General features: G+C 44.9%; 17 protein-coding genes and 1 riboswitch. Of the genes, 12 read left to right on the top strand and 5 right to left on the bottom strand.

Features of this window, described 5'->3' with window-relative positions:
• Positions 1-6: 6 nt before the first annotated feature.
• Both ACTNEW_RS12360 and ACTNEW_RS12355 read right to left on the bottom strand, forming a co-directional pair.
• On the bottom strand, positions 7-1,050 hold the full coding sequence (locus ACTNEW_RS12360) for a type II secretion system F family protein (RefSeq protein ID WP_441061436.1): 1,044 nt from the start codon (positions 1,048-1,050) through the stop codon (positions 7-9).
• 24 nt (positions 1,051-1,074) lie between these two features.
• Positions 1,075-1,995: a transglutaminase-like domain-containing protein gene (locus ACTNEW_RS12355; RefSeq protein ID WP_441061434.1), complete on the bottom strand. Its 921-nt coding sequence runs from the start codon at positions 1,993-1,995 to the stop codon at positions 1,075-1,077.
• A gap of 259 nt (positions 1,996-2,254) precedes the next feature.
• Positions 2,255-2,362, top strand: a riboswitch (cyclic di-GMP riboswitch).
• A 239-nt stretch (positions 2,363-2,601) separates the two neighbouring features.
• On the opposite strand from ACTNEW_RS12355, the gene ACTNEW_RS12350 reads away from it, so the two are divergent.
• From ACTNEW_RS12350 to ACTNEW_RS12300, 11 genes are all read left to right on the top strand, one after another.
• A complete protein-coding gene (locus tag ACTNEW_RS12350; protein WP_441061432.1) occupies positions 2,602-3,576 on the top strand; it encodes an anthrax toxin lethal factor-related metalloendopeptidase in 975 nt (324 codons plus the stop codon).
• A 633-nt stretch (positions 3,577-4,209) separates the two neighbouring features.
• Positions 4,210-5,820, top strand: a complete 1,611-nt coding sequence (gene rho / locus ACTNEW_RS12345; protein WP_441061429.1) for a transcription termination factor Rho — start codon at positions 4,210-4,212, stop codon at positions 5,818-5,820.
• A gap of 128 nt (positions 5,821-5,948) precedes the next feature.
• Positions 5,949-6,152 (top strand): 50S ribosomal protein L31, encoded by a 204-nt coding sequence (gene rpmE / locus ACTNEW_RS12340; protein ID WP_441061426.1) that lies wholly within the window; start codon positions 5,949-5,951, stop codon positions 6,150-6,152.
• Positions 6,153-6,257: 105 nt separating this feature from the next.
• The gene (locus ACTNEW_RS12335; protein WP_441061424.1) at positions 6,258-7,325 is read left to right on the top strand and encodes a DUF1385 domain-containing protein; all 1,068 of its coding nucleotides are present in this window, start codon (positions 6,258-6,260) and stop codon (positions 7,323-7,325) included.
• Entirely contained in the window at positions 7,312-8,187 is an 876-nt protein-coding gene (gene prmC, locus ACTNEW_RS12330; protein ID WP_441061421.1) for a peptide chain release factor N(5)-glutamine methyltransferase, read from the top strand. Before ACTNEW_RS12335 ends, prmC begins: the two co-directional genes overlap by 14 nt.
• A gap of 24 nt (positions 8,188-8,211) precedes the next feature.
• Complete coding sequence (gene prfA / locus ACTNEW_RS12325) at positions 8,212-9,288, top strand: peptide chain release factor 1 (protein ID WP_441061418.1); 1,077 nt, start codon at positions 8,212-8,214, stop codon at positions 9,286-9,288.
• A 133-nt stretch (positions 9,289-9,421) separates the two neighbouring features.
• Entirely contained in the window at positions 9,422-10,339 is a 918-nt protein-coding gene (locus ACTNEW_RS12320) for a nucleotidyltransferase family protein (RefSeq protein WP_441061415.1), read from the top strand.
• Positions 10,340-10,410: 71 nt separating this feature from the next.
• Positions 10,411-11,757 carry a phosphoglucosamine mutase gene (gene glmM / locus ACTNEW_RS12315; RefSeq protein WP_441061412.1) on the top strand — a complete coding sequence of 449 codons (1,347 nt, stop codon included), beginning with the start codon at positions 10,411-10,413 and terminating at the stop codon, positions 11,755-11,757.
• Between the two features lie 11 nt (positions 11,758-11,768).
• Positions 11,769-12,827 carry a tetratricopeptide repeat protein gene (locus ACTNEW_RS12310; protein WP_441061409.1) on the top strand — a complete coding sequence of 353 codons (1,059 nt, stop codon included), beginning with the start codon at positions 11,769-11,771 and terminating at the stop codon, positions 12,825-12,827.
• A 10-nt stretch (positions 12,828-12,837) separates the two neighbouring features.
• On the top strand, positions 12,838-14,079 hold the full coding sequence (hflX, locus tag ACTNEW_RS12305) for a GTPase HflX (protein WP_441061407.1): 1,242 nt from the start codon (positions 12,838-12,840) through the stop codon (positions 14,077-14,079).
• Positions 14,080-14,400: 321 nt separating this feature from the next.
• Positions 14,401-16,770, top strand: a complete 2,370-nt coding sequence (locus tag ACTNEW_RS12300; protein ID WP_441061404.1) for a ribonucleoside triphosphate reductase — start codon at positions 14,401-14,403, stop codon at positions 16,768-16,770.
• A gap of 232 nt (positions 16,771-17,002) precedes the next feature.
• Here the strand turns inward: ACTNEW_RS12300 and ACTNEW_RS12295 are convergent, their stop codons facing one another.
• A complete protein-coding gene (locus ACTNEW_RS12295) occupies positions 17,003-18,637 on the bottom strand; it encodes a class I adenylate-forming enzyme family protein (protein WP_441061401.1) in 1,635 nt (544 codons plus the stop codon).
• A 253-nt stretch (positions 18,638-18,890) separates the two neighbouring features.
• On the opposite strand from ACTNEW_RS12295, the gene ACTNEW_RS12290 reads away from it, so the two are divergent.
• Positions 18,891-20,429 (top strand): sodium:solute symporter family protein, encoded by a 1,539-nt coding sequence (locus tag ACTNEW_RS12290; protein WP_441061398.1) that lies wholly within the window; start codon positions 18,891-18,893, stop codon positions 20,427-20,429.
• Positions 20,430-20,590: 161 nt separating this feature from the next.
• On the opposite strand, the gene ACTNEW_RS12285 is transcribed toward ACTNEW_RS12290, so the two are convergent.
• Both ACTNEW_RS12285 and ACTNEW_RS12280 read right to left on the bottom strand, forming a co-directional pair.
• Positions 20,591-20,686, bottom strand: a complete 96-nt coding sequence (locus tag ACTNEW_RS12285; RefSeq protein WP_441061467.1) for a putative holin-like toxin — start codon at positions 20,684-20,686, stop codon at positions 20,591-20,593.
• A gap of 104 nt (positions 20,687-20,790) precedes the next feature.
• A complete protein-coding gene (locus ACTNEW_RS12280; RefSeq protein ID WP_441061395.1) occupies positions 20,791-21,600 on the bottom strand; it encodes an amidohydrolase family protein in 810 nt (269 codons plus the stop codon).
• Positions 21,601-21,661: the final 61 nt, after the last annotated feature.

Raw genomic sequence — 21,661 nt, 5'->3', positions numbered from 1 at the left:
ATCACCTCACACGAGCATTTCGGAAAGGATTCCCAGAAGAGGCATCATGACAGAAAGAAGAATCAGTCCTACCAGAATAGAGAGAAGGATGACGCATGCAGGCTCTACAATGGAGATTACCTGTTCTGTCATGTCAAGAGCTTCCTGAGCGCAGCGGTCAGACAATTTTTCCATTACCTCATCAGAAGAACCTGCCCGGATTCCGATGGAAATCAGCCGGGCATCCATTCCGGAGAAAAGGCCGGACTGGGTAATGGCATCTGCAAAAAGGGCCCCTTCGTTCAGGCGGCTGACAGCTCTGGAAAGCTGTTCTTTTATCAATGGCTGTGTGAGCATTCCGTCTGCCAGCTCCAGGCTGGACTGGGGATCAAGACCGCTTCGCAGTCCCATGGAAACGGCTTTTGTAAGGCGGGCATAATCCAGTGCAGCAGGAATTTTCTTAAAGTGCGGGACAGAGGATAAAAAGTTTCTGGCTGTACTGCGTCCTTTTTCTGTGCAGCAGAAAAAGAGAATGCAGACGATCAGGATTGCCAGTAGACCAAGAAAAACCGCACTGTAGCGGCTGAAAACAGAACCGAGCCGTAAGAGTCCGGAAGAAAGCCCGTTCATTTCCATGCCCATCTGGCGGAAAACCTGCTGGAATACAGGCAGAACTTTTACGAGAAGAATAACAATCACAGCGCCCATGATTCCAAGCATGATCAGAGGGTAAGTGACAGCACTTCGAATACCCGCGGAAATTTCCATTTCCTGTTCATAATGTTCGGCGAGACTTGTGAGAACTTCATCGAGACAGCCGGTTTCTTCCCCGGTTTTTACATAGGCAATCATGGAACCTGGAAAAATTCCGGCATCTGTCAATGCCTGGGAGAGACTTCCTGTTTCTTCCTGAGTCTGGATCAACTCTGCAAAAATCTGTTTGCTCCTGTCAGAACTGCTGTCTTCTAAAAGAATCTGAAGACCTTCCGCACTGGAAATCCCGGAGTGGAGAAGAATGGCAAGCTGTTCGCAAAAATGAAACAGTTCCTGATTCGTAAGTTTCTGGTTCATAATTAACTCCTTTCGACAGGCAAATCATCGGGTAAACTGGACGGTATAATTATCACTGTCTCCAATATATTCCTGTATCTGTTCTTTATTATCTGCATCTGTGCTGGAATCGAAGGTGGGATCCATGCGGCTCCAGGTTTCGCCGTCAAAGGAAATGGCATGGTTGATCCATCCTTTGGAACGGATGTATACGTCAATCCAGGCATGTTTGATGTCACTGGTATATCCGATCTGCAGTTTGCAGGGAATATCACGGGCGCGGAGCATAGCAGTCATCAGTGCTGCGTAATCAAAGCAGATTCCTGTGCCGCTGGAGAGTGTTTCGTCAATATCCGGCAGATAACCGGCTTCCACGTTCCAGGCTTTTTCTTCATCGTATGTGATATTGGAAATGACATAATTGTAAACAGCATCAAGCCCGTCCAGATCAGAAGCATCATCCGGCAGCATGGTCTGTGCCAGAAGACAGGCATTGGATTCCGGACTGAAATTTACATATTGATTGGGGTAAAGGAATGGAAGGAATGGATTCTCCAGAGAGATTTCCAGTGTGTGGCTGCTGACAGCCGCATATTTGTCTCCGCTGATTTTCTGATAGCAGAGAATCTGATAACTTCCATCCCCGCTGGTAAAAGGAATGACGGCATTTTCTCCGGGGTCCAGGAAATAAGAGTAAAGGATACCATCCGGTCCGGTCATCTGAACATTGATGCCGGAAACAGAGGTATCGGCCTGCACGATCATATAGCCAAGAGTTTTGTTGGAAACATCCAGGGTTACCGGAGAATTTCCGAGAATCTCCGTTCCGTCTGCCTGAGGAACCAGTACCTGAAGGGGAGTGTAAACAGGCGGTTCATCGGAAGATGTGTTCTTCTGACTGCATCCTGTAGAAAAGAACAGGAAGAGAAAAAGAAAAAACGGTATGTAAGCAGAGATTTTTTTCATCTGACCGCTCCTCCTGTAATTTTTGTTATAATCAAAAGGGAAATGTCTGCTTATGCAGATATCACGAATGATAAAAGCCGATTATAGTAAGTATAACAGATTTATGCGAAAAGGGAAGAAAATAATGTGCATAATTTCTGTGCATCGCGAAGCGTGTTACTGAGAACGGAGTGAACAGTAACCTTCGGTTGCGTTACTGTTCATTTTTGAAACAGAAAATGATTGACAAAAGAAAGAAAAAAGGAGTATACTGTAACTAATTTAACAAGGGCAAACCTGTCGAAAGGCAGGGACGCAAAGCCAGGGGTCTAAAGTCCGGTATATAATTTGGAAAATGATATACGGAATATGATAGCCGGTTGCCGCATTAAATTCCGGTTTAGTGACGTAATTCAGGAACAGATCAGAGAATATTTGTATGCGTATGTGGTAACCGTTTATGAAAATAAACGGTTTTTTATATTTATAAGAACAAAGCGGATACTGAAAAAATCTGATATGACACAACTGCTCTGGCTGCGTAAAATTCTATTGTTACTATGGACAATAACAATCTGTTTGATAGATTGCTGTATACGTTGGTTTTATCAGAGGAGATGTGCGAAGATGAAGAAGAAAATTGCGAAAATACTCAGTAGTAAAAAATTTGCATGTGGTTTTGCAGCTGTTGCGCTGACTGTAATCATTGGCAGTGCGGTGGTACTGCAGCAGTCGGTTCCGTCTGTGGAAATGCCGGTATATGATGCAGATCCGATTATGGAGGTATCTCTGGAAGAGGAGGCTCCCCCCCTTGGTTCTGCTCCGAAAACAACAACCAAAACAACTAAGAAGACAACCAAAAAGAATGTAAAATTATCCAGGGCTGCAACCAAAACCTACAGCAAGAAAATTCCGACAACCAAGAAAACAACCAAAAAAACAACGACAAGCAGTACCAAAAAAGTAACCACTCAGACAACGGTTTCTACTGCAAAAACAGAAAAATATACCAAAAAATCAAAAGTCAAAGTAGTGACGACAACTGTTACCACAACGGTTAAGACTACAACAACGAAGCTTACGACAACCACTGCTGCAGCAGTTAAGACATCGTCTGCAAATACAACAGCTCCGAAAGGAAAGTATGAAGTGAGTGTTGCTGCGGCAGCGCCGAAGGCAGATGCACGGGTTCTGAATGCCTTCCGGACTCTGGGATTTAAGGTATATGTAGATTCTTCCGTATCCTATTCGGGATTGTTTGATGCATCTGCAAGAAGTATTACCCTTAAATCCCAGGATGATACCATTTATCATGAACTTGGTCATTTTCTTGCATTTATTGCCGGAAATGCAGATAAGACTACGGATTTCAAAAATATTTATGCGGCTGAGAAGAATCTGTACACGGGCGCTAATAAATCCTATGTAACTCAGAACAGTGCAGAATATTTTGCAGAATCTTTTAAGAATTATACCCAGAGTGCAGGAACTCTTAAGAGTGTCCGGCCAAAAACTTATTCAGCGATCAGCGCAGCTCTGAATAAGGTCACAACAGAACAGGTCACAAAAGTTCAAAAACTGTATTCTGTATTCTGGAAATAAATAGTTTCTGTCGTTTCATTTCGGCGGTATCTGTGAAGATACCGCCTTTTTTATATTACAGGAAAGTGCTCCGCATTTTCCTGTAATATAAAAATGTTTTTCTGTAATTATGAAAAAAATTCTTCTGTTTTGTATCATATTTTTATGATTTTTTATGTTCCGTACATAGGTGGACAGATTGAAAAAAATGTGTTAGAATACAGTTCGAAAATACTAAAAGAGTGGAGACATGGTATTTTGTGTCTCTGCATCATACGATTTAGCCGCTGCATCATGCAGTACAGAGCAGAAAAAGACGGATCCGCAAGGATTCTGATGTTCTTGTCTATTTCAGACAGAGTATCCCGTAGAATTAATGATAAAATTTGTAAAAGTCCCGGTATATGATATCTCGCAGGAGATATAGGAACAGCAGATATGAAACAGAATATGCCCGTGTACAGTCGTTCACGGACATGGACTTTTATAACTGGTATATCGTTTTTTGAATAACAATTTCCTTCGTTTGTCTGTATTTTTAAATTCGCATATTGTGTGAATGGTATAGTTATTTGTGAGACGATGTATTAACAGGGTCTGCAGGAGCAGACAGTTGCAGTTAGATGTGTATAATAGAAGGCTGAGGGAAAATTTATGAGAGAAAAGTACGAATCATTATCGCTGGCAGTCTTAAAAGATCTTGCCAAAGCCAGAGGTTTAAAAGGAGTTTCTGCATTGCGGAAACCTGAATTGGTTGAGCGTATGCTTGAGGAAGATGCAAAAGAAGAAAACCAGAGACCATCTGAAGTGAAAACCGGGGAGAAACCGGCAGCAGGAAATCCTGCCGTTGAGAAAAAAACGACGGAAAGACAAGCACACAGTCTGCCTGCATCGGACAGGCCATTCAGGGACAATGCAGCGAGAGACAATCAGTCCAGAGAAGGCCAGTATAGAGAAAATCAGCCGAGGGATAATCAGCCCAGAGAAGGTCAGTATAGAGAAAATCAGCCGAGGGATAATCAGTCCAGAGAAGGCCAATATAGAGACAACCAGTCCAGAGAGGGTCAGTTCAGAGAAAACACAGACCGTAATACCTCCGACAGCTCCTACCGTATCCCGGCAGAGACGGTACAGCTGGACAGCGGCGAAAAGGCCAATGGTATCCTTGAAGTAATGCCGGACGGTTTTGGATTTATCCGATGCGAGAATTACATGCCGGGAGAGAATGATATCTATGTATCTCCGTCACAGATCCGTCGTTTTAATTTAAAAACCGGTGATATCATTCAGGGAAATATCCGGATCAAAACACAGGGAGAGAAATTCAGCGCTCTTCTGTATCTGACATCCATCAACGGATTTCATCCCAGTGAGGGTCAGAGACGATACAATTTTGAGGATATGACACCGATCTTTCCGAATGAACGACTGGTGATGGAACGTCCGGGCGGAACCATGGCCATGAGAATCGTGGATCTGATCAGCCCGATCGGCAAGGGCCAGAGAGGAATGATCGTGTCTCCTCCGAAAGCCGGTAAGACCACACTTCTGAAAGATGTGGCAAAATCTATATTGAGAAATAATCCATCCATGCATCTGATCATCCTGCTGATCGATGAACGTCCGGAGGAAGTTACAGATATCAAGGAAGCAATTCACGGACCGAACGTAGAAGTTATCTATTCTACCTTTGATGAACTTCCGGAACATCATAAGAGGGTATCAGAAATGGTAGTGGAACGAGCACGCCGTCTTGTAGAACACAAAAAAGATGTGACGATTCTCCTGGATTCGATCACAAGACTGGCAAGAGCATACAATCTGATTATTCCGCCAAGCGGCAGAACCCTGTCCGGCGGTCTTGATCCTGCTGCTCTCCATATGCCGAAGCGGTTCTTTGGTGCAGCCAGAAATATGAGAGAAGGCGGAAGTCTTACCATTCTTGCGACTGCACTTGTGGATACGGGAAGCAAGATGGACGACGTTATTTATGAAGAATTTAAGGGAACCGGAAACATGGAACTGGTGCTCGACCGCAAACTTCAGGAAAAACGTGTATTTCCGGCAATTGATATTCAGAAATCCGGTACCCGCCGTGAGGATCTTCTTCTCAGCCGCGAAGAGCAGGAGGCAGTATACAATATGCGTAAGGCGCTGAACGGTATGAAACCGGATGAGGCGGTAGAACAGATTCTGAATATGTTTTCCAGAACACGGAATAATGCAGAATTTGTGCAGATGGCGAAGAAACAGAAATTTTCTTAATGATGCAGAAAATTTTATAAACAGCTTGCATTTGGCAGGGGAGTATGTTATAATCAGAAAGCTGTTTAATAGTGAATTCGTCAAATGAATACGAATAGAAATACAATAATCATAGAGAGGTGAAAATCATGAGAGAAGGAATCCATCCGAATTATTATCAGGCAACTGTAACCTGCAACTGTGGTAACACATTCGTTACCGGTTCTACCAAATCTGATATCCACGTAGAAATCTGCTCCAAATGCCATCCGTTCTACACAGGACAGCAGAAAGCAGCTCAGGCTCGCGGACGTATCGATAAGTTCAATAAGAAATACGGCCTGAATAAATAATCAAATAATTATAGACGTAATGTGAAGGTTGAGGTTGGGAAATCTCAACCTTTCTTTGCACCTGGGCAGAAATATGCTGTCCGTTCAGAACATTAGGAGAATTATATGAAATCATCGAATATTGGTGGTCAGGCAGTCATGGAAGGAATCATGATGCGGCATAAGGATAAGTACTCGATTGCTGTCCGACGTCCTGACAATGGAATTGAGCTGAAGACAGAGGATTACAAATGTATATTTGGAAAAGCTGCTTTCTGGCGTAAGCCGATTATCCGCGGTGTGGTAAGTTTTGTGGATTCTCTTGTAATGGGAACCAAATGTCTGATGTATTCCGCTGAAATCGTGGGAGATGAAGAGGACGAGGACTATGCGGCCAAAACCGCGCATCTTTCCGAAGAAGAAAAAGCAGCGAAGAAAGCAAAGGAAGACAGGCAGTTCCAGTGGCTTCTGTATGTGACGGTTGCAATCTCGATTGTCGTTTCCATTGGAGCATTTATGCTTCTGCCGTATGTGCTTGCAAGTCTTTGCAGGAAAGTTGGAGCGTCAGAGATTGTTATCACAATTGTGGAAGCGTTTGTCAAGCTGGCATTGTTTATGGGATATATGCTTCTGATCTCCAGAATGAAGGATATCCAGAGAACGTTTATGTATCACGGTGCCGAACACAAATGCATCAATTGTGTTGAACACGGGCTTCCGCTTACGGTTGAAAATGTCATGAACAGTTCCCGTCAGCATAAGCGCTGCGGTACCAGCTTTTTATTTCTGGTCATGCTGGTGAGTATTGCATTGCATTTTGTATTTGTTCTGGTTCCGGTTTACTGGGTGCGTTTATTTGGCCGTCTTCTGATGGTTCCGGTGGTGTCCGGAATTTCTTTTGAGATCATTCAGTGGGCAGGCAGAACAGACAGTAAATTTGCAGATATTATGAGCAGACCGGGACTTGCCATGCAGAAGCTGACAACGAAAGAACCGACACCGGATATGGTAGAGGTTGCGATCAAAGCAGTCGAAGCAGTATTTGACTGGAAGGCTTATTTAAAAGAAGAGTTTGGTGTGGAAGTGGAAGATGCAGAGTCGGACATGGATGTACATCAGACAACAACAGAAACAGTATCTTCCGGTATTTCAGAAACAGTCGTGACAGGGGAAGCAGCACATGGGAACATTTAGAGCGCTTCTTCAGGAAGGCACGGAAATTCTGAAAAAAGCCGGAATCGGGGAAGCCGGGCTTGATGCCTGGCTCCTTCTGGAATATACCAGCGGAAAAAACCGCGCATGGTATTATGCCCATGACTGCGAGGAGATGGAGTCGGAAACGGCAGAAAAATATCTTCAATTATGCCGGAAACGTGCAGAACACGTTCCTTTGCAGCATTTGACTCATCGGGCTTTTTTTATGGAATATGAATTTTATGTGGATGAAAATGTTCTGATTCCCAGACAGGATACAGAAGTACTTGTGGAGATTGCCGGTAACCTTCTGAAAACCAGAGAAAATCCGGTGATTCTGGATATGTGTACAGGTTCCGGATGTATTCTGATCAGTCTTCTGGCAGATAAGAAAGACAGCTTTGGGGTTGGGGTTGATGTTTCATCTGCAGCACTTTCGGTTGCCCAACGGAATGCACAGGCAATCGGTGTGTCAGAACGTGCGCATCTTATAGAAAGTAATCTGTTTTCCGGTGAATTTTTTCAGGGAAAAGATGGAAATGCACCGGAGAAATATGATATGCTTATTTCAAATCCTCCTTATATTCCGACAGAAGAAATCAGGGGACTTATGGAGGAAGTGCGTCTTCATGATCCGGTGCTTGCATTGGATGGACATAGAGACGGACTTTATTTTTATCGTATGATCACCAGGGATGCCGGCAGATACCTGAAGCCCGGAGGATGGCTTCTGTATGAGATTGGCTGTGAGCAGGGCAGTGATGTGTCGGCATTTATGAAACAGGCCGGTTTTACATCGGTGGAAGTGAGACAGGATCTGGCAGGACTTGACAGAGTAGTTCTGGGACAGATGCCGGAGTGATTATTTACATCAGGAGGACAAATCATGTTTGACAAATTGGAAGATCTGCTTATCCGCTTCGATGAAGTATTGAATGAGCTGGGAGAGCCGGGAGTTACCGACGATCCGGAACACTTCCAGAAGCTGATGAAAGAGCAGAGTGAGCTGCAGCCCATTGTGGATGCATATAAAGAATATAAGAATTGTAAAGAAACCATCCAGGACAGTCTTTCCATGCTGGAAGAAGAGAAGGATGAAGAAATGCGTGAGATGCTGAAGGAAGAACTTTCGGATGCAAAGAAACGCGTGGAAGAACTGGAAAGAGAGATTAAGATTCTTCTCCTTCCCAAGGACCCGAATGACAACAAGAACGTTATTGTAGAGATCCGCGCAGGTGCCGGCGGTGATGAAGCAGCTCTTTTTGCAGCGGAAATTTATCGTATGTATGTGAAGTATGCAGAATCTCTTCGCTGGAAGACTGAAATGATGAGCCTGAATGAAAACGGAATCGGAGGCTTCAAGGAAGTGACATTTATGATCACCGGAAACGGGGCTTATTCCCGGCTGAAATACGAGAGCGGCGTTCATCGTGTACAGCGTGTTCCGGAGACAGAATCCGGCGGAAGAATCCATACCTCGACATGTACCGTTGCAATTATGCCGGAAGCAGAGGAAATTGATTTTCAGCTGGATCTCAATGACTGTAAATTTGATGTGTTCCGTGCTTCCGGAAATGGAGGACAGTGTGTCAACACGACAGACTCGGCAGTGCGTCTGACGCATATTCCGACAGGCATTGTAATCTCCTGTCAGGATGAGAAGTCTCAGCTTAAGAATAAGGACAAGGCATTGAAAGTGCTTCGTTCCCGTCTCTATGAGATGGAGCTGGCTAAACAGCATGATGCAGAAGCAGAAGCGAGAAGAAGTCAGATCGGTACAGGGGATCGTTCCGAAAAGATTCGTACCTATAACTTCCCGCAGGGACGTGTGACCGATCATCGCATTAAGCTGACGATTCACCGGCTTGAGAGTGTTCTGAACGGAGATCTGACGGAAATCATTGACAGTCTGATCGCGGCAGATCAGGCAGCGAAACTGAGTAATCTGCAGAATGATAACTGAGAGTTCTGAAAAGCCCTCCGGGCAGAAATCCTTCTCATGTGTATTTTGCAGTAAACATTTTTACCGGAAAATCAGCGAGTTTAGACTGAAGGAAGTCATATGCATATGATATAAGTATGAAAGGAAAAGGAATATGAAAAAAACAGCACTTGTAATTATGGCGGCAGGAATTGGAAGCCGTTTTGGAAAAGGAATCAAACAGCTGGCGCCGGTGGGACCGAACGGGGAGATTATCATGGATTATTCCATTCATGATGCACTGGAGGCAGGATTCAATAAAGTAGTGTTTATTATCCGTAAGGATATTGAAGAGGAGTTCCGTAAAGTCATCGGCAACAGAATTGAAAAGATCACAGAGGTTGCCTATGCATTCCAGTCACTGGAGGATCTTCCGGAAGGATTTACAGCTCCACAAGACCGTACCAAGCCATGGGGAACCGGTCAGGCAGTACTGGCAGCAAAAAAAGTGCTGGATGAGCCGTTTGCCGTGATCAATGCAGACGATTATTATGGAAAAACTGCTTACAGAATCGTACATGATTATCTGGTACAGGAACAGCCGCAGGATGGTCTGCTTCATATCTGTATGGCAGGATTCCGCCTTGGAAATACACTCAGCGATAACGGAAGTGTAACAAGAGGTATCTGCCATATCGAGGATGGAGCTCTGACAGGTGTGACAGAAACGCATGATATCTTTAAAACCGCTGACGGTGCAGAAACCCGTGCGGAAGACGGCACGGTCACTCCGTTAAATACAAAGAGTCTTGTTTCCATGAATATGTGGGGGCTGACACCGGAGTTCATGGATACTCTGGAAAAAGGATTTGTAGAATTTCTTGGCAGTCTGGCACCGGAAGATATTAAGAAAGAATACCTTCTTCCGGAGATGATCGACCGTCTGATCAAGGCAGGAACTGCAAAGGTGGATGTTCTGGAGACAAAGGATACCTGGTTTGGCGTAACTTATCAGGAAGATAAGGAATCTGTGATGGCAGCTTTCCGTAATCTGGTGGAAGAGGGCGTTTATCCGGCAGATCTTTACGCATAAATGGAATCGGAAACTTCGGTTGTGAAGAAGTGACAACACGTGATATATAGCAGGTAAGGAGATTGTTTATTATGGGAAAATATTTTGGAACAGATGGTTTCCGCGGAGAAGCAAACGTAAAACTGACAGTAGACCATGCATTTAAAGTAGGCCGCTATGTGGGATGGTATTACGGACGTGAACATAAGGCAAAAATTGTAATCGGCAAGGATACCAGAAGAAGCAGCTACATGTTTGAATACGCACTGGTAGCCGGTCTGACTGCTTCCGGAGCAGATGCATACCTGCTTCATGTTACGACAACTCCAAGTGTGTCTTACGCAGTAAGAACGGAGGATTTTGACTGCGGTATTATGATTTCTGCCAGCCATAATCCGTTTTATGACAATGGAATCAAGCTTCTGAACGGCAACGGACAGAAGATTGAGGCTTCTATCGAAGCGCGTATCGAGGCATACCTGGATGGGGAAATTGAGGAACTTCCTCTGGCAACCAGAGAAGATGTGGGACGTACCATTGATTATGCTTCAGGCCGCAATCGCTACATCGGTTATCTGATTTCCATTCCAAGCCGTGACTTTAAGAACGTCAAGGTCGGACTGGATTGTTCTAACGGAAGCTCTTCCGCTATTGCCAAGAGTGTATTTGATGCGCTGAGAGCAAAGACGTATGTGATCAACAACCAGCCGGATGGAACAAATATCAATACCAACTGCGGTTCCACTCATATTGAAGTACTGCAGAGATATGTGGTTGATAACGGGCTGGATATTGGATTTGCCTATGATGGTGATGCAGACCGCTGTATTGCCGTGGATCACAGAGGAAATATCATTGACGGAGACAAGATCATGTACGTCTGCGGCAAACATCTGATGGAACAGGGCAAGCTCAACAAGAATACCGTAGTGACTACGGTAATGTCCAACCTGGGGCTTTATAAAGCTCTGGAAAGAGAAGGCATGCGCTATGAGCAGACAGCAGTAGGTGACAAATATGTGGCAGAGAACATGCTGGAAAACAATTACAGTATCGGCGGTGAGCAGTCCGGGCATATTATTTTCAGCCGCTATGCTGCTACCGGTGATGGAATCCTGACTTCTCTGATGCTGATGGAGACATGTGTAGAGAAAAAAGCCACACTCTGTGACCTTGCAAAGGAAATGCAGGTTTATCCGCAGCTTCTGCGTAATGTACGTGTTGCGGACAAAAAAGAAGCAAGGGAAAATCCGGCAGTTGTGGCAGCTGTGAATGCAGCAGCCGAAGCGCTGGGCAATGACGGACGGATTCTGGTCAGAGAGAGTGGTACAGAACCGTTGATCCGTGTAATGGTAGAGGCCGGTACGGACGATATCTGTCGTGAGCATGTAGAGAATGTGATCAAAGTAATGGAAGCCGAAGGGCTGATTGTAGAATAATAAGGGAACGCATGAAAAATAAAAGAGTATCATGGATTTTTGCAGCCTGTGCAGGAATGTTCCTGCTTGCAGGCTGCGGCGGTGAAAATCAGGAGATTTTCCGGCAGGCTGAGAAAGATATGGAGCAGGGAAGCTATGAATACGCACGCCAGGGTTTTGAGACCAGTGTTTCCAATGGCTGGAAAATGGCGGAGTCCTATCGCGGAGCCGGAATCTGCAGTATGCGCCTTGGTAATTATGAAGATGCCATTGCTTATTTTACCAATGCTCTGAACTGTGAAAAAGTAAGCAAATCTCTGGCAAAAGATGTTCTGTCCTATCGTGCCGCAGCCAGTCTGCAGGCAGGTCTTTTGGATGATGCCATGGCAGATTGCCAGACTCTTTCAGAAGAGTATACGATGGATGCAGAGACATATTTTCTTACAGGTGAGGTTGCTCTGACCATGGATTCTTATGATGAGGCGGCGTCAAATTTTCAGAAGTCTTATGAAGAAGATACCACTTATGACAGGGCAATCGAAATATATGAATCCTATCTGGAACAGGATATGGAGGCTGACGGGACGAAGTATCTGGAAGCAGCACTGGAAACAGAGCCGAAGGATGCAGAAGATTACTGCGACAGAGGCCGTGTGTATTACTATATGGAAGATTATGAGCAGGCGCGTAAAGAACTGATTGAGGCATCAAACCAGGGGGATACGGAAGCTCTGCTGTATCTGGGAATGGTCTATCAGGCACAGAAAGATATTTCCAATGCCCGTTCCATGTATCAGGATTATATTTCCAAAGGAGATTCGCCTGCAAAGGGATATAACGGTCTGGCGCTCTGTGATATTGCAGAGGGTAATTACGGGGATGCACTGACGGAGATCAGCAATGGCCTTCCACTGTCAACAACGGAAGAAATGCAGGATCTTCTGTATAATGAAATTGTGATTTATGAAAAACAGCTTGATTTTTCCACTGCTCTTCAGAAAGCAAAAGAATATCTGGAGATTTTTCCGGAAGACGGGAATATGGAAAGAGAAATGAAATTCTTACAGTCTCGTGTAGGAACTACACAGTAAGGGTGTGTTTATGCAGTTTTACGACTTTAAAGAAATCGAAGAACGAGTGATTCTGGTAGGGGTACAGATGGACTACGGAGAGGACATCAGTGATTCACTGGATGAACTGGAAGAACTTGCCGCAACAGCGGGTGCAGTTACGGTGGGGAAGATTATTCAGAACCGCGAAGCTGTTCATCCGGGAACCTATATCGGAAAAGGAAAAATAGAAGAAGTGCGTGCGCTGGCTCTTGCGGTGGATGCCAATGGAATTATCTGTGATGATGAGCTTTCACCTGCTCAGATGAATAATCTGGAGAGGGAACTGGAATGCAAAGTCATGGACAGAACGCTGCTGATCCTGGACATTTTTGCAAAAAGAGCAGTGACCAGCGAAGGAAAGATTCAGGTGGAACTTGCTCAGCTGCGATATCGTTCCGCGCGTCTGGTAGGTCTTCGGGAGTCACTTTCCAGGCTGGGCGGCGGTATTGGAACCAGAGGTCCCGGAGAAAAGAAACTGGAAACGGACAGACGTCTGATCAGGAACCGGATTTCCGCACTCAAAGAGGAGCTGGCGCAGGTGGAAAAGCACCGCGAACTGATCCGCACCAGAAGAGCTTCCGGTAATCTGAAAACCGCTGCGATCGTAGGATATACGAATGCAGGGAAATCCACTCTTCTAAATACGCTGACAGGAGCAGAGGTACTTTCGGAAGATAAATTATTTGCCACACTGGATCCCACAACAAGACTTCTGACGCTTCTGGACGGACAGCAGATTCTTCTGACGGATACCGTAGGATTTATCCGCAAACTGCCCCATCATCTGGTGGAGGCGTTTAAGAGTACGCTGGAAGAGGCCAGATATGCGGATTATATCATTCATGTGGTGGATGTTTCCAATCCTCAGGCAGAGATGCAGATGCATGTTGTATATGAGACTCTGCAGCAGCTTGGGGCGTCCGGGAAAAAGGTTATCACTCTTTTGAACAAACAGGACCGGGTGCCGGAAGGACAGATCCGGGATTTCAGGGCGGATTATACACTGAAGATTTCCGCAAAAACAGGGCAGGGACTGGATGAACTTCAGGATCTTCTCTCCAGACTGCTTTCGGAAGATCAGATTTATATTGAGCGGTTGTTTTCCTACCGGGAGGCAGGCAAGATTCAGCTGATCCGGGAGTATGGACAGCTTCTGGAAGAAGAGTATACAGACCAGGGAATCGCAGTAAAAGCCAGAGTTCCCATGGAAATCTATCCTCGTATGAATTGAAAAACGGATTCGGTTTTATATAAGAGAATGAAGAAATGCCATATGAAAAGTTTGCTCTATCCAACACAATGGAATGAACAAACGCATATGACAAGATTTATTCAGTCCAACACAATGGAATGAACAAACGCATATGACAGGATTTATTCAGTCCAATATAAGGGAATAAACGAACACCATATTGTGTGTTGATGAATAATTAACACTATATATGGTGTTTTTATATTGACTCAAAGAAGATACTCTGATACAATAGGTCTACAGCTTTGAAAACGTCAGGGGTTTACGGGGAAATTTAAGAGGAAGCAGAGGAGGATTACTATGTTTCAGGTTGTGAAGCGTGATGGTGAAATTGCTGATTTTTCCATGGGGAAAATTACAGCTGCAATAGATAAGGCGTTTGTTGCAAAAGAGAAGAATTACAGCAAAGATATGATCGATCTGCTGGGGCTTCGCGTAACAGCGGATTTTCAGAATAAAATTAAGGACAATCAGATTTCCGTAGAAGATATTCAGGACAGTGTGGAAAATGTGCTGATTCAGGCAGGATACGCAGATGTGGCCAAGGCCTATATCCTGTACCGCAAACAGAGAGAAAAAGTCCGCAATATGAAGTCTACGATTCTGGATTATAAAGAAATTGTCAACAGTTATGTAAAGGTAGAAGACTGGCGTGTAAAAGAAAATTCTACCGTGACATATTCGGTAGGCGGACTGATCCTCAGCAATTCCGGCGCGGTTACGGCCAATTACTGGCTGTCTGAGATTTATGACAATGAGATTGCGGATGCACACAGAAATGCGGATATTCATATCCATGATCTTTCCATGCTGACCGGATATTGTGCAGGCTGGTCTCTGAAACAGCTGATCCGGGAAGGACTTGGCGGAATTGAAGGAAAGATCACCTCTTCTCCGGCCAGACATCTGAGTGTACTCTGCAATCAGATGGTGAATTTCCTGGGAATCATGCAGAATGAATGGGCAGGAGCGCAGGCATTTTCTTCTTTTGATACGTATCTGGCTCCTTTTGTAAAAGTGGACAACCTTTCTTATCCGGAAGTGAAAAAGTGTATTGAATCTTTTGTTTACGGAGTGAATACACCGAGCCGCTGGGGCACACAGGCACCATTTTCCAATATTACACTTGACTGGACAGTGCCGGATGACCTTGCAGAGCTTCCTGCAATCGTGGGCGGCAAAGAGATGGATTTCAAATACAAAGACTGTAAGAAAGAAATGGATATGGTCAATAAGGCGTTTATTGAAACCATGATCGAGGGAGATGCCAATGGCCGCGGATTCCAGTATCCGATTCCGACTTATTCCATTACCAGAGATTTTGACTGGTCAGATACAGAAAATAACCGTCTGCTGTTTGAAATGACGGCGAAATACGGAACTCCGTATTTTTCCAATTATATCAACAGTGATATGAAACCAAGTGATATCCGCAGTATGTGCTGCCGTCTGCGCCTGGATCTGCGTGAGCTTCGCAAGAAGAGCGGCGGATTCTTTGGCTCCGGTGAGAGTACCGGGTCTGTGGGTGTTGTAACAATCAATATGCCGAGAATTGCGTATCTGTCCAAAACTCCGGAAGAGTTTTACCGCAGACTGGACCATATGATGGATATTGCTGCCAGATCCCTTCATATCAAGAGAGAAGTCATCAGCAAACTGCTGGACGAGGGGCTTTATCCGTATACCAAGAGATATCTGGGAAGTTTCAGCAACCATTTTTCCACCATCGGTCTTGTGGGCATGAATGAAGCAGGTCTGAATGCCTGCTGGCTGGGATGTGATATGACAGATGCGCGTACCCAGAAATTTACGAAAGAAGTGCTGGAGCATATGCGCAGCCGTCTTTCTGATTATCAGGAAATGTACGAAGGAGAACTGTTCAATCTGGAGGCAACTCCGGCAGAGTCTACGGCATACCGTCTTGCAAAGCATGACAGAGAGCGCTGGCCGGATATCCGCACTGCAGGAAGCAAGGGAGATACCCCGTATTACACCAACAGTTCCCATCTTCCGGTGGAATACAGCTCTGATATTTTTGATGCGCTGGATATTCAGGATGAACTGCAGACGCTGTATACTTCCGGTACTGTTTTCCATGGATTCCTTGGCGAAAAGCTTCCTGACTGGAAGGCAGCAGCATCTCTTGTGAGAAAAATCGCGGAGAACTACCGCCTGCCGTATTATACGATTTCTCCTACGTATTCGGTATGCCCGGAGCATGGCTATCTGAGCGGGGAACATTTCACCTGTCCGAAGTGCGGAAAGAAGGCGGAGGTTTACAGCCGTATTACCGGTTATTACCGCCCGGTCCAGAACTGGAACGATGGCAAGGCTCAGGAATATAAGAATCGTACCCTGTATGATATTACGAACTCGAGACTGAAAAAGGTTCATACCAGTGTTGTGACTCTGACTGAGGATGATGTCAGGGTTCAGCCGCTGGAGACTCACAAATATCTGTTTACCACCAGCACCTGTCCGAACTGCCGCATGGCAAAGAAGATGCTGGAGGGCGAAGATCTGGAGATCATTGATGCAGAGAAAAATCCGGAGCTGGCAAGACAGTTTGGTATTATGCAGGCGCCGACACTGGTCATTACAGACGGAGAACACCTGACGAAATATGTGAATGCGTCCAATATTCAGAGATACGTGGATGAGGAACTTTAAAAGAGCAGATTAAGAATAAAGAGTATTGCAGAAGCCTGGAAGAATATCGGGGAAATCTGATATTGGTTGGAATCCATTATGATAAGAAGACGAAAGAACATGAATGTGTGATCGAGAATGTAATGATCCTTTAACCAATCATAAATTTAACAGCGGCGTATGGAAATGACATGGAAATGCCATTTCTGTACGCCACTGTTATTTTTTTCAGTCATTTTTCATTTGGCAGGAATCAGCCCTGATTCTGTGCTGCGACAAGATGGGAAGCACCATATATTTCACGAAGCTTCGGCTTTTCAATTTTACCTGTGGCATTTCGCGGAACATCAGCAAAAATAATCTTTCGCGGACGTTTGTAACGCGGCAGTTTTTTGCAGAAGATGTCAATATCTTCTTCCGTACAGGTGACATCCGGCTTCAGCTGGATAATGGCTGCGGAGATTTCACCGAGACGCGGATCCGGAAGGCCGATCACAGCAACATCCAGGATTTTATCATTGGTACGCAGGAAATCTTCAATCTGGACAGGATAAATATTTTCACCGCCGCTGATGATGACATCCTTCTTGCGGTCAACAAGGAAAATAAAACCGTCTTCATCTTCCATAGCCATATCTCCGGTATACAGCCAGCCTTCGTGGAGTACTTCGCTGGTAGACTTCGGGTCATTGTAGTAGCAGACCATGACACCGGGACCTTTGACAGCAAGCTCGCCGGTTTCGCCCTGTTTGACAGGATTTCCGTTTTCATCGATGATTTTGGTCTCCCATCCGTAGCCGGCTTTGCCGATAGCACCGACTTTGTGGATGTTTTCCACACCAAGATGAACACAGCCTGGTCCGATAGATTCGCTGAGACCATAGTTGGTATCATACTGATGATGCGGGAAATATTCTTTCCAGTGTTTAATCAGGCTCTGGGGAACCGGCTGTGCGCCAATGTGCATGAGACGCCACTGGTCAAGCTGATACTGGCTTAAGTCAATCTGACCGCTGTCCAGTGCGAGGAGAAGATCCTGTGCCCACGGAACAAGAAGCCAGACAATCGTACATTTCTCTTCGGAAACAGCCCGGAGAATAAATTCCGGATTTGTACCTTTCAGAAGAACAGCCTTGCCTCCCACCAGAAAACTTCCGAACCAGTGCATTTTGGCCCCTGTGTGGTAAAGGGGTGGAATGCAGAGGAATACATCGTCTTTGGTCTGGCTGTGGTGATGCTGTTCGGTCTGTGCGGCATGCATCAGAGCACGATGGGTATGCAGGATAGCCTTCGGGAAACCTGTGGTTCCGGAAGAAAAATAAATGGCTGCATAATCTTCATCGGTAATATTGATTTTTGGTGACTGGCTGGAGCAGTTGACGGTATGCATGGTGTAATCTTCTGCAAATCCGGGACAGCCATCTCCAACATAGTAGAGGAGACGGTGTTTGCCGATTTCGTCTGCAATTTCTTCCACACGTCCGATAAATTCCGGCCCGAATACAAGAATATCCACCTGGGCCAAATCCAGACAATACTGGATTTCTTCTGCAGAATAACGGAAATTCAGCGGTACGGCAAGGGCGCCGGTTTTTAAAATTCCAAAATAAATAGGCAGCCATTCCAGACAATTCATCAGCAGGATGGCAACCTTATCTCCTTTCTGAACACCGCGTTCGAGAAGCAGGTTTGCGAAGCGGTTCGCTTTTTCGTTAAAAACATTCCATGTAATTTCACGGCGGTAGTAAGGTGAACGTACCGGCTCGATCAGTTCATATTCTTTCCATGTAACACGTCTTGTTTCCGGCATTTCCGGGTTGATTTCCACAAGACAGACATCTTCGCCGTAAAGCCGGCAGTTTTTTTCCAAAATTTCTGTGATAGGCATAGGGTACCCCTTTCTGGCTTTTTGTTATTTGTTTCACACGTTAAAGCGCCTAATCATTAAAGTTTATATTAATAGATTTTTGTAGAAAAGTCAACCGTTATTTGTCAATATATACAAAAATCAGATATAAAAGAAAAGAAAATTGTTGAAAAATATTGACATTTTGATAGAAGATGATATACTGAAACGTGCAATTTAACAATTAAAAGCGTAACACTTTAATGTACGAAAATACGATGAGGGAGGATTTTTTATGGCGGTTAAACTTTTATTGTTAATTATCTTTTTTGCAGTGATGGTGTGTGTGGGAGTGGTTTCCAGAAAACATGCCTCCAATGTAAACGATTTTGTACTTGGAGGAAGAAATGTTGGTCCGTGGCTGACGGCCTTTGCTTTTGGTACTTCGTATTTCTCTGCAGTTGTGTTTGTGGGTTATGCGGGACAGTTTGGATGGAAATATGGTCTTGCATCTACCTGGATCGGACTTGGAAATGCATTTCTCGGAAGTCTTCTGGCATGGGTGGTTCTTGGAAGACGTACCAGAATTATGACTCAGCATATACAGGCTGCTACGATGCCGGACTTTTTTGGCAAACGATTTAACAGCAACGCGCTTCGGATTGCGGCATCAGCAATTGTATTTATCTTCCTGATTCCATATACCGCATCTCTTTATAATGGACTTTCCCGTCTGTTCGGGATGGCGTTTGACATTCCGTATACGGCTTGCGTCGTTTTGATGGCTACTTTGACGGGCGTATATGTCATTCTGGGCGGATATATGGCTACGGCAATTAACGATTTTATTCAGGGAATTGTTATGATCGGCGGTATTATTGCTGTTATCGCAGCGGTACTGAGCGGACAGGGCGGCTTCATGGAAGCTGTGGGCAAACTTGCGCAGCTGGAGAGTGACATTCCGGTAACTCAGGGACAGCCGGGTGCGTTTACTTCCTTTTTCGGACCGGATCCTCTGAATCTTCTGGGAGTTATCATTCTGACTTCTCTTGGAACCTGGGGTCTTCCGCAGATGGTTCATAAATTTTACACGATTAAAAATGAAAAGGCAGTTAAGACCGGTACAGTGATCTCCACTGTTTTTGCAGTGATTATTTCCGGCGGATGCTATTTCCTTGGCGGATTTGGACGTCTGTTTGATGACCCGGCGATTTATAAAGCAGACGGAAGCATTGCTTATGATGCAATTATTCCGCAGATGCTGTCCACACTGCCGGATATTCTGATTGGTGTAGTGGTTATTCTGGTATTGTCTGCGTCCATGTCAACACTTTCTTCTCTTGTTCTGACCTCCAGTTCCACACTGACACTGGATTTTATCAAGGGAAATATTGTGAAAGAGATGGATGAGAAAAAACAGCTCCTGGTTATGAGGGTGCTGATTGTATTCTTCATTGCAATTTCTGTGGTGCTGGCACTGGATCCGCCTACCTTTATTGCACAGCTGATGGGTATTTCCTGGGGAGCACTGGCAGGTGCATTTCTGGCACCGTTTATGTATGGCCTCTTCTGGAAAAAAACAACACCGCTGGCTGTCTGGGCAAGCTTTATTTCCGGCGTGGGAATTACGGTTTCCAATATGTACTTTAAGTTTATTGCTTCCCCGATTAATGCCGGTGCAGTGGCAATGATCGTAGGTCTGGTGATCGTTCCTGTTGTAAGCCTGATCACACCGAAGATGAATGAGAAAAAGGTCAATGATATTTTTGCCTGCTACGATGAGGGAGTTTATGTAAAACGGAAAGTGGCGCTCCCGGAAGAAGAGAGAGCATAATGAATAATAAAAAATGCGGAAATTTATGTTTTGTCTTGCCGCCTGCTGCAAGATGTGCTATATTGAAAATATAAAAGGGAAAGCCAGAAAAGCGGCTTACCCCGAATACTAAAGCATCAACCTCTTATAAGGTCAGCCGTCATTATTCGCAGTAATGGCGGCTATTTTCGTTTCCCCTTGAAAACCGTGTAACACAATCCAACAAGGGCAACAATGAATATTCCAATCTGAATTAAATCAGAGTATGTAACATACATTGGTAAGGAATTGTCCTTATTCATCGCAATTTTCTAGTTAAAATCGTTACAGGATAGAACGTGTTTGAAAATAAGCTCAATGTTTATGATTTCTCTTCAGACATTTACATCAGGAGAAACTGGGCATTGCCCGAGAAAATCAGGTCTTTTTCCACCTGGGAAAGTCCGGTGAAAGACTGCAGGCGTTCGACGCATTCTTTCTGGCTGGTCCATGGGGTATCCGTTCCGAACAGAATCCGTTCTGCTCCGTGAAGATGGACCATACGGACAAACTGTTCCTCCGGCATATGCATGAGAGAATAGGCAGTATCCAGATATACAGGCCTGCCGCAAAGTTTTTCTTCTGCTTCGCGGTAATTTTCATTAGCTCCCATATGGGCGAGGATCAGTCTGGGCGGAGCAACTTCATCCAGAACATGGAGAATCATGTCAGGAGAACAGAACTCTTCTTCAGGGGTGTAGGGATCGTAACCGGCATGAGTAAGAATGGAAAGGCCGAGTTCCGATGCTTTGTCAATGATCCGCATGTAATGGATATCATCAAAGTGAAGTCCCTGGTAATTGGGATGAAGTTTGATACCCCGGAAACCTTCGTTTTTGATCTGTTGAAGCTGGTCTTTATAGTGCTCAGACAGGGGATGGAGGCTTGCCAGGGAAATTAGTTTCGGTCCTGGAATGTCTGCATAAGTTTCATTTACATGGACGGCGAAACGGAAAATGGAGTCAAACTGATGCGGGTCTGTAACAATGGGGAGGACAACGCTGACGTCAATTCCCCCCTGCTCCATGGAAGCCCGCAGTCCGTCTACGGTACCATTCATACTGGGGGGCAGATGGATAATGGAAGAGAGATTGGGAATTGCTTTGGCAGCAACTTTATCCGGAAAAATATGTGTGTGAAAATCAATAATCATGGGAATCCTCCTGAAACATAAATCGGCGTTTTCATTAAGTATAACTGAAAAAAAGTAGAGT

This window comes from Blautia sp. HCP3S3_G3 (assembly GCF_052063365.1).
Lineage (GTDB): Bacteria > Bacillota > Clostridia > Lachnospirales > Lachnospiraceae > Blautia_A.
The sequence above is the reverse complement of the archived record's forward strand: the minus strand, read 5'-3'. Positions and strand labels throughout refer to the sequence as shown.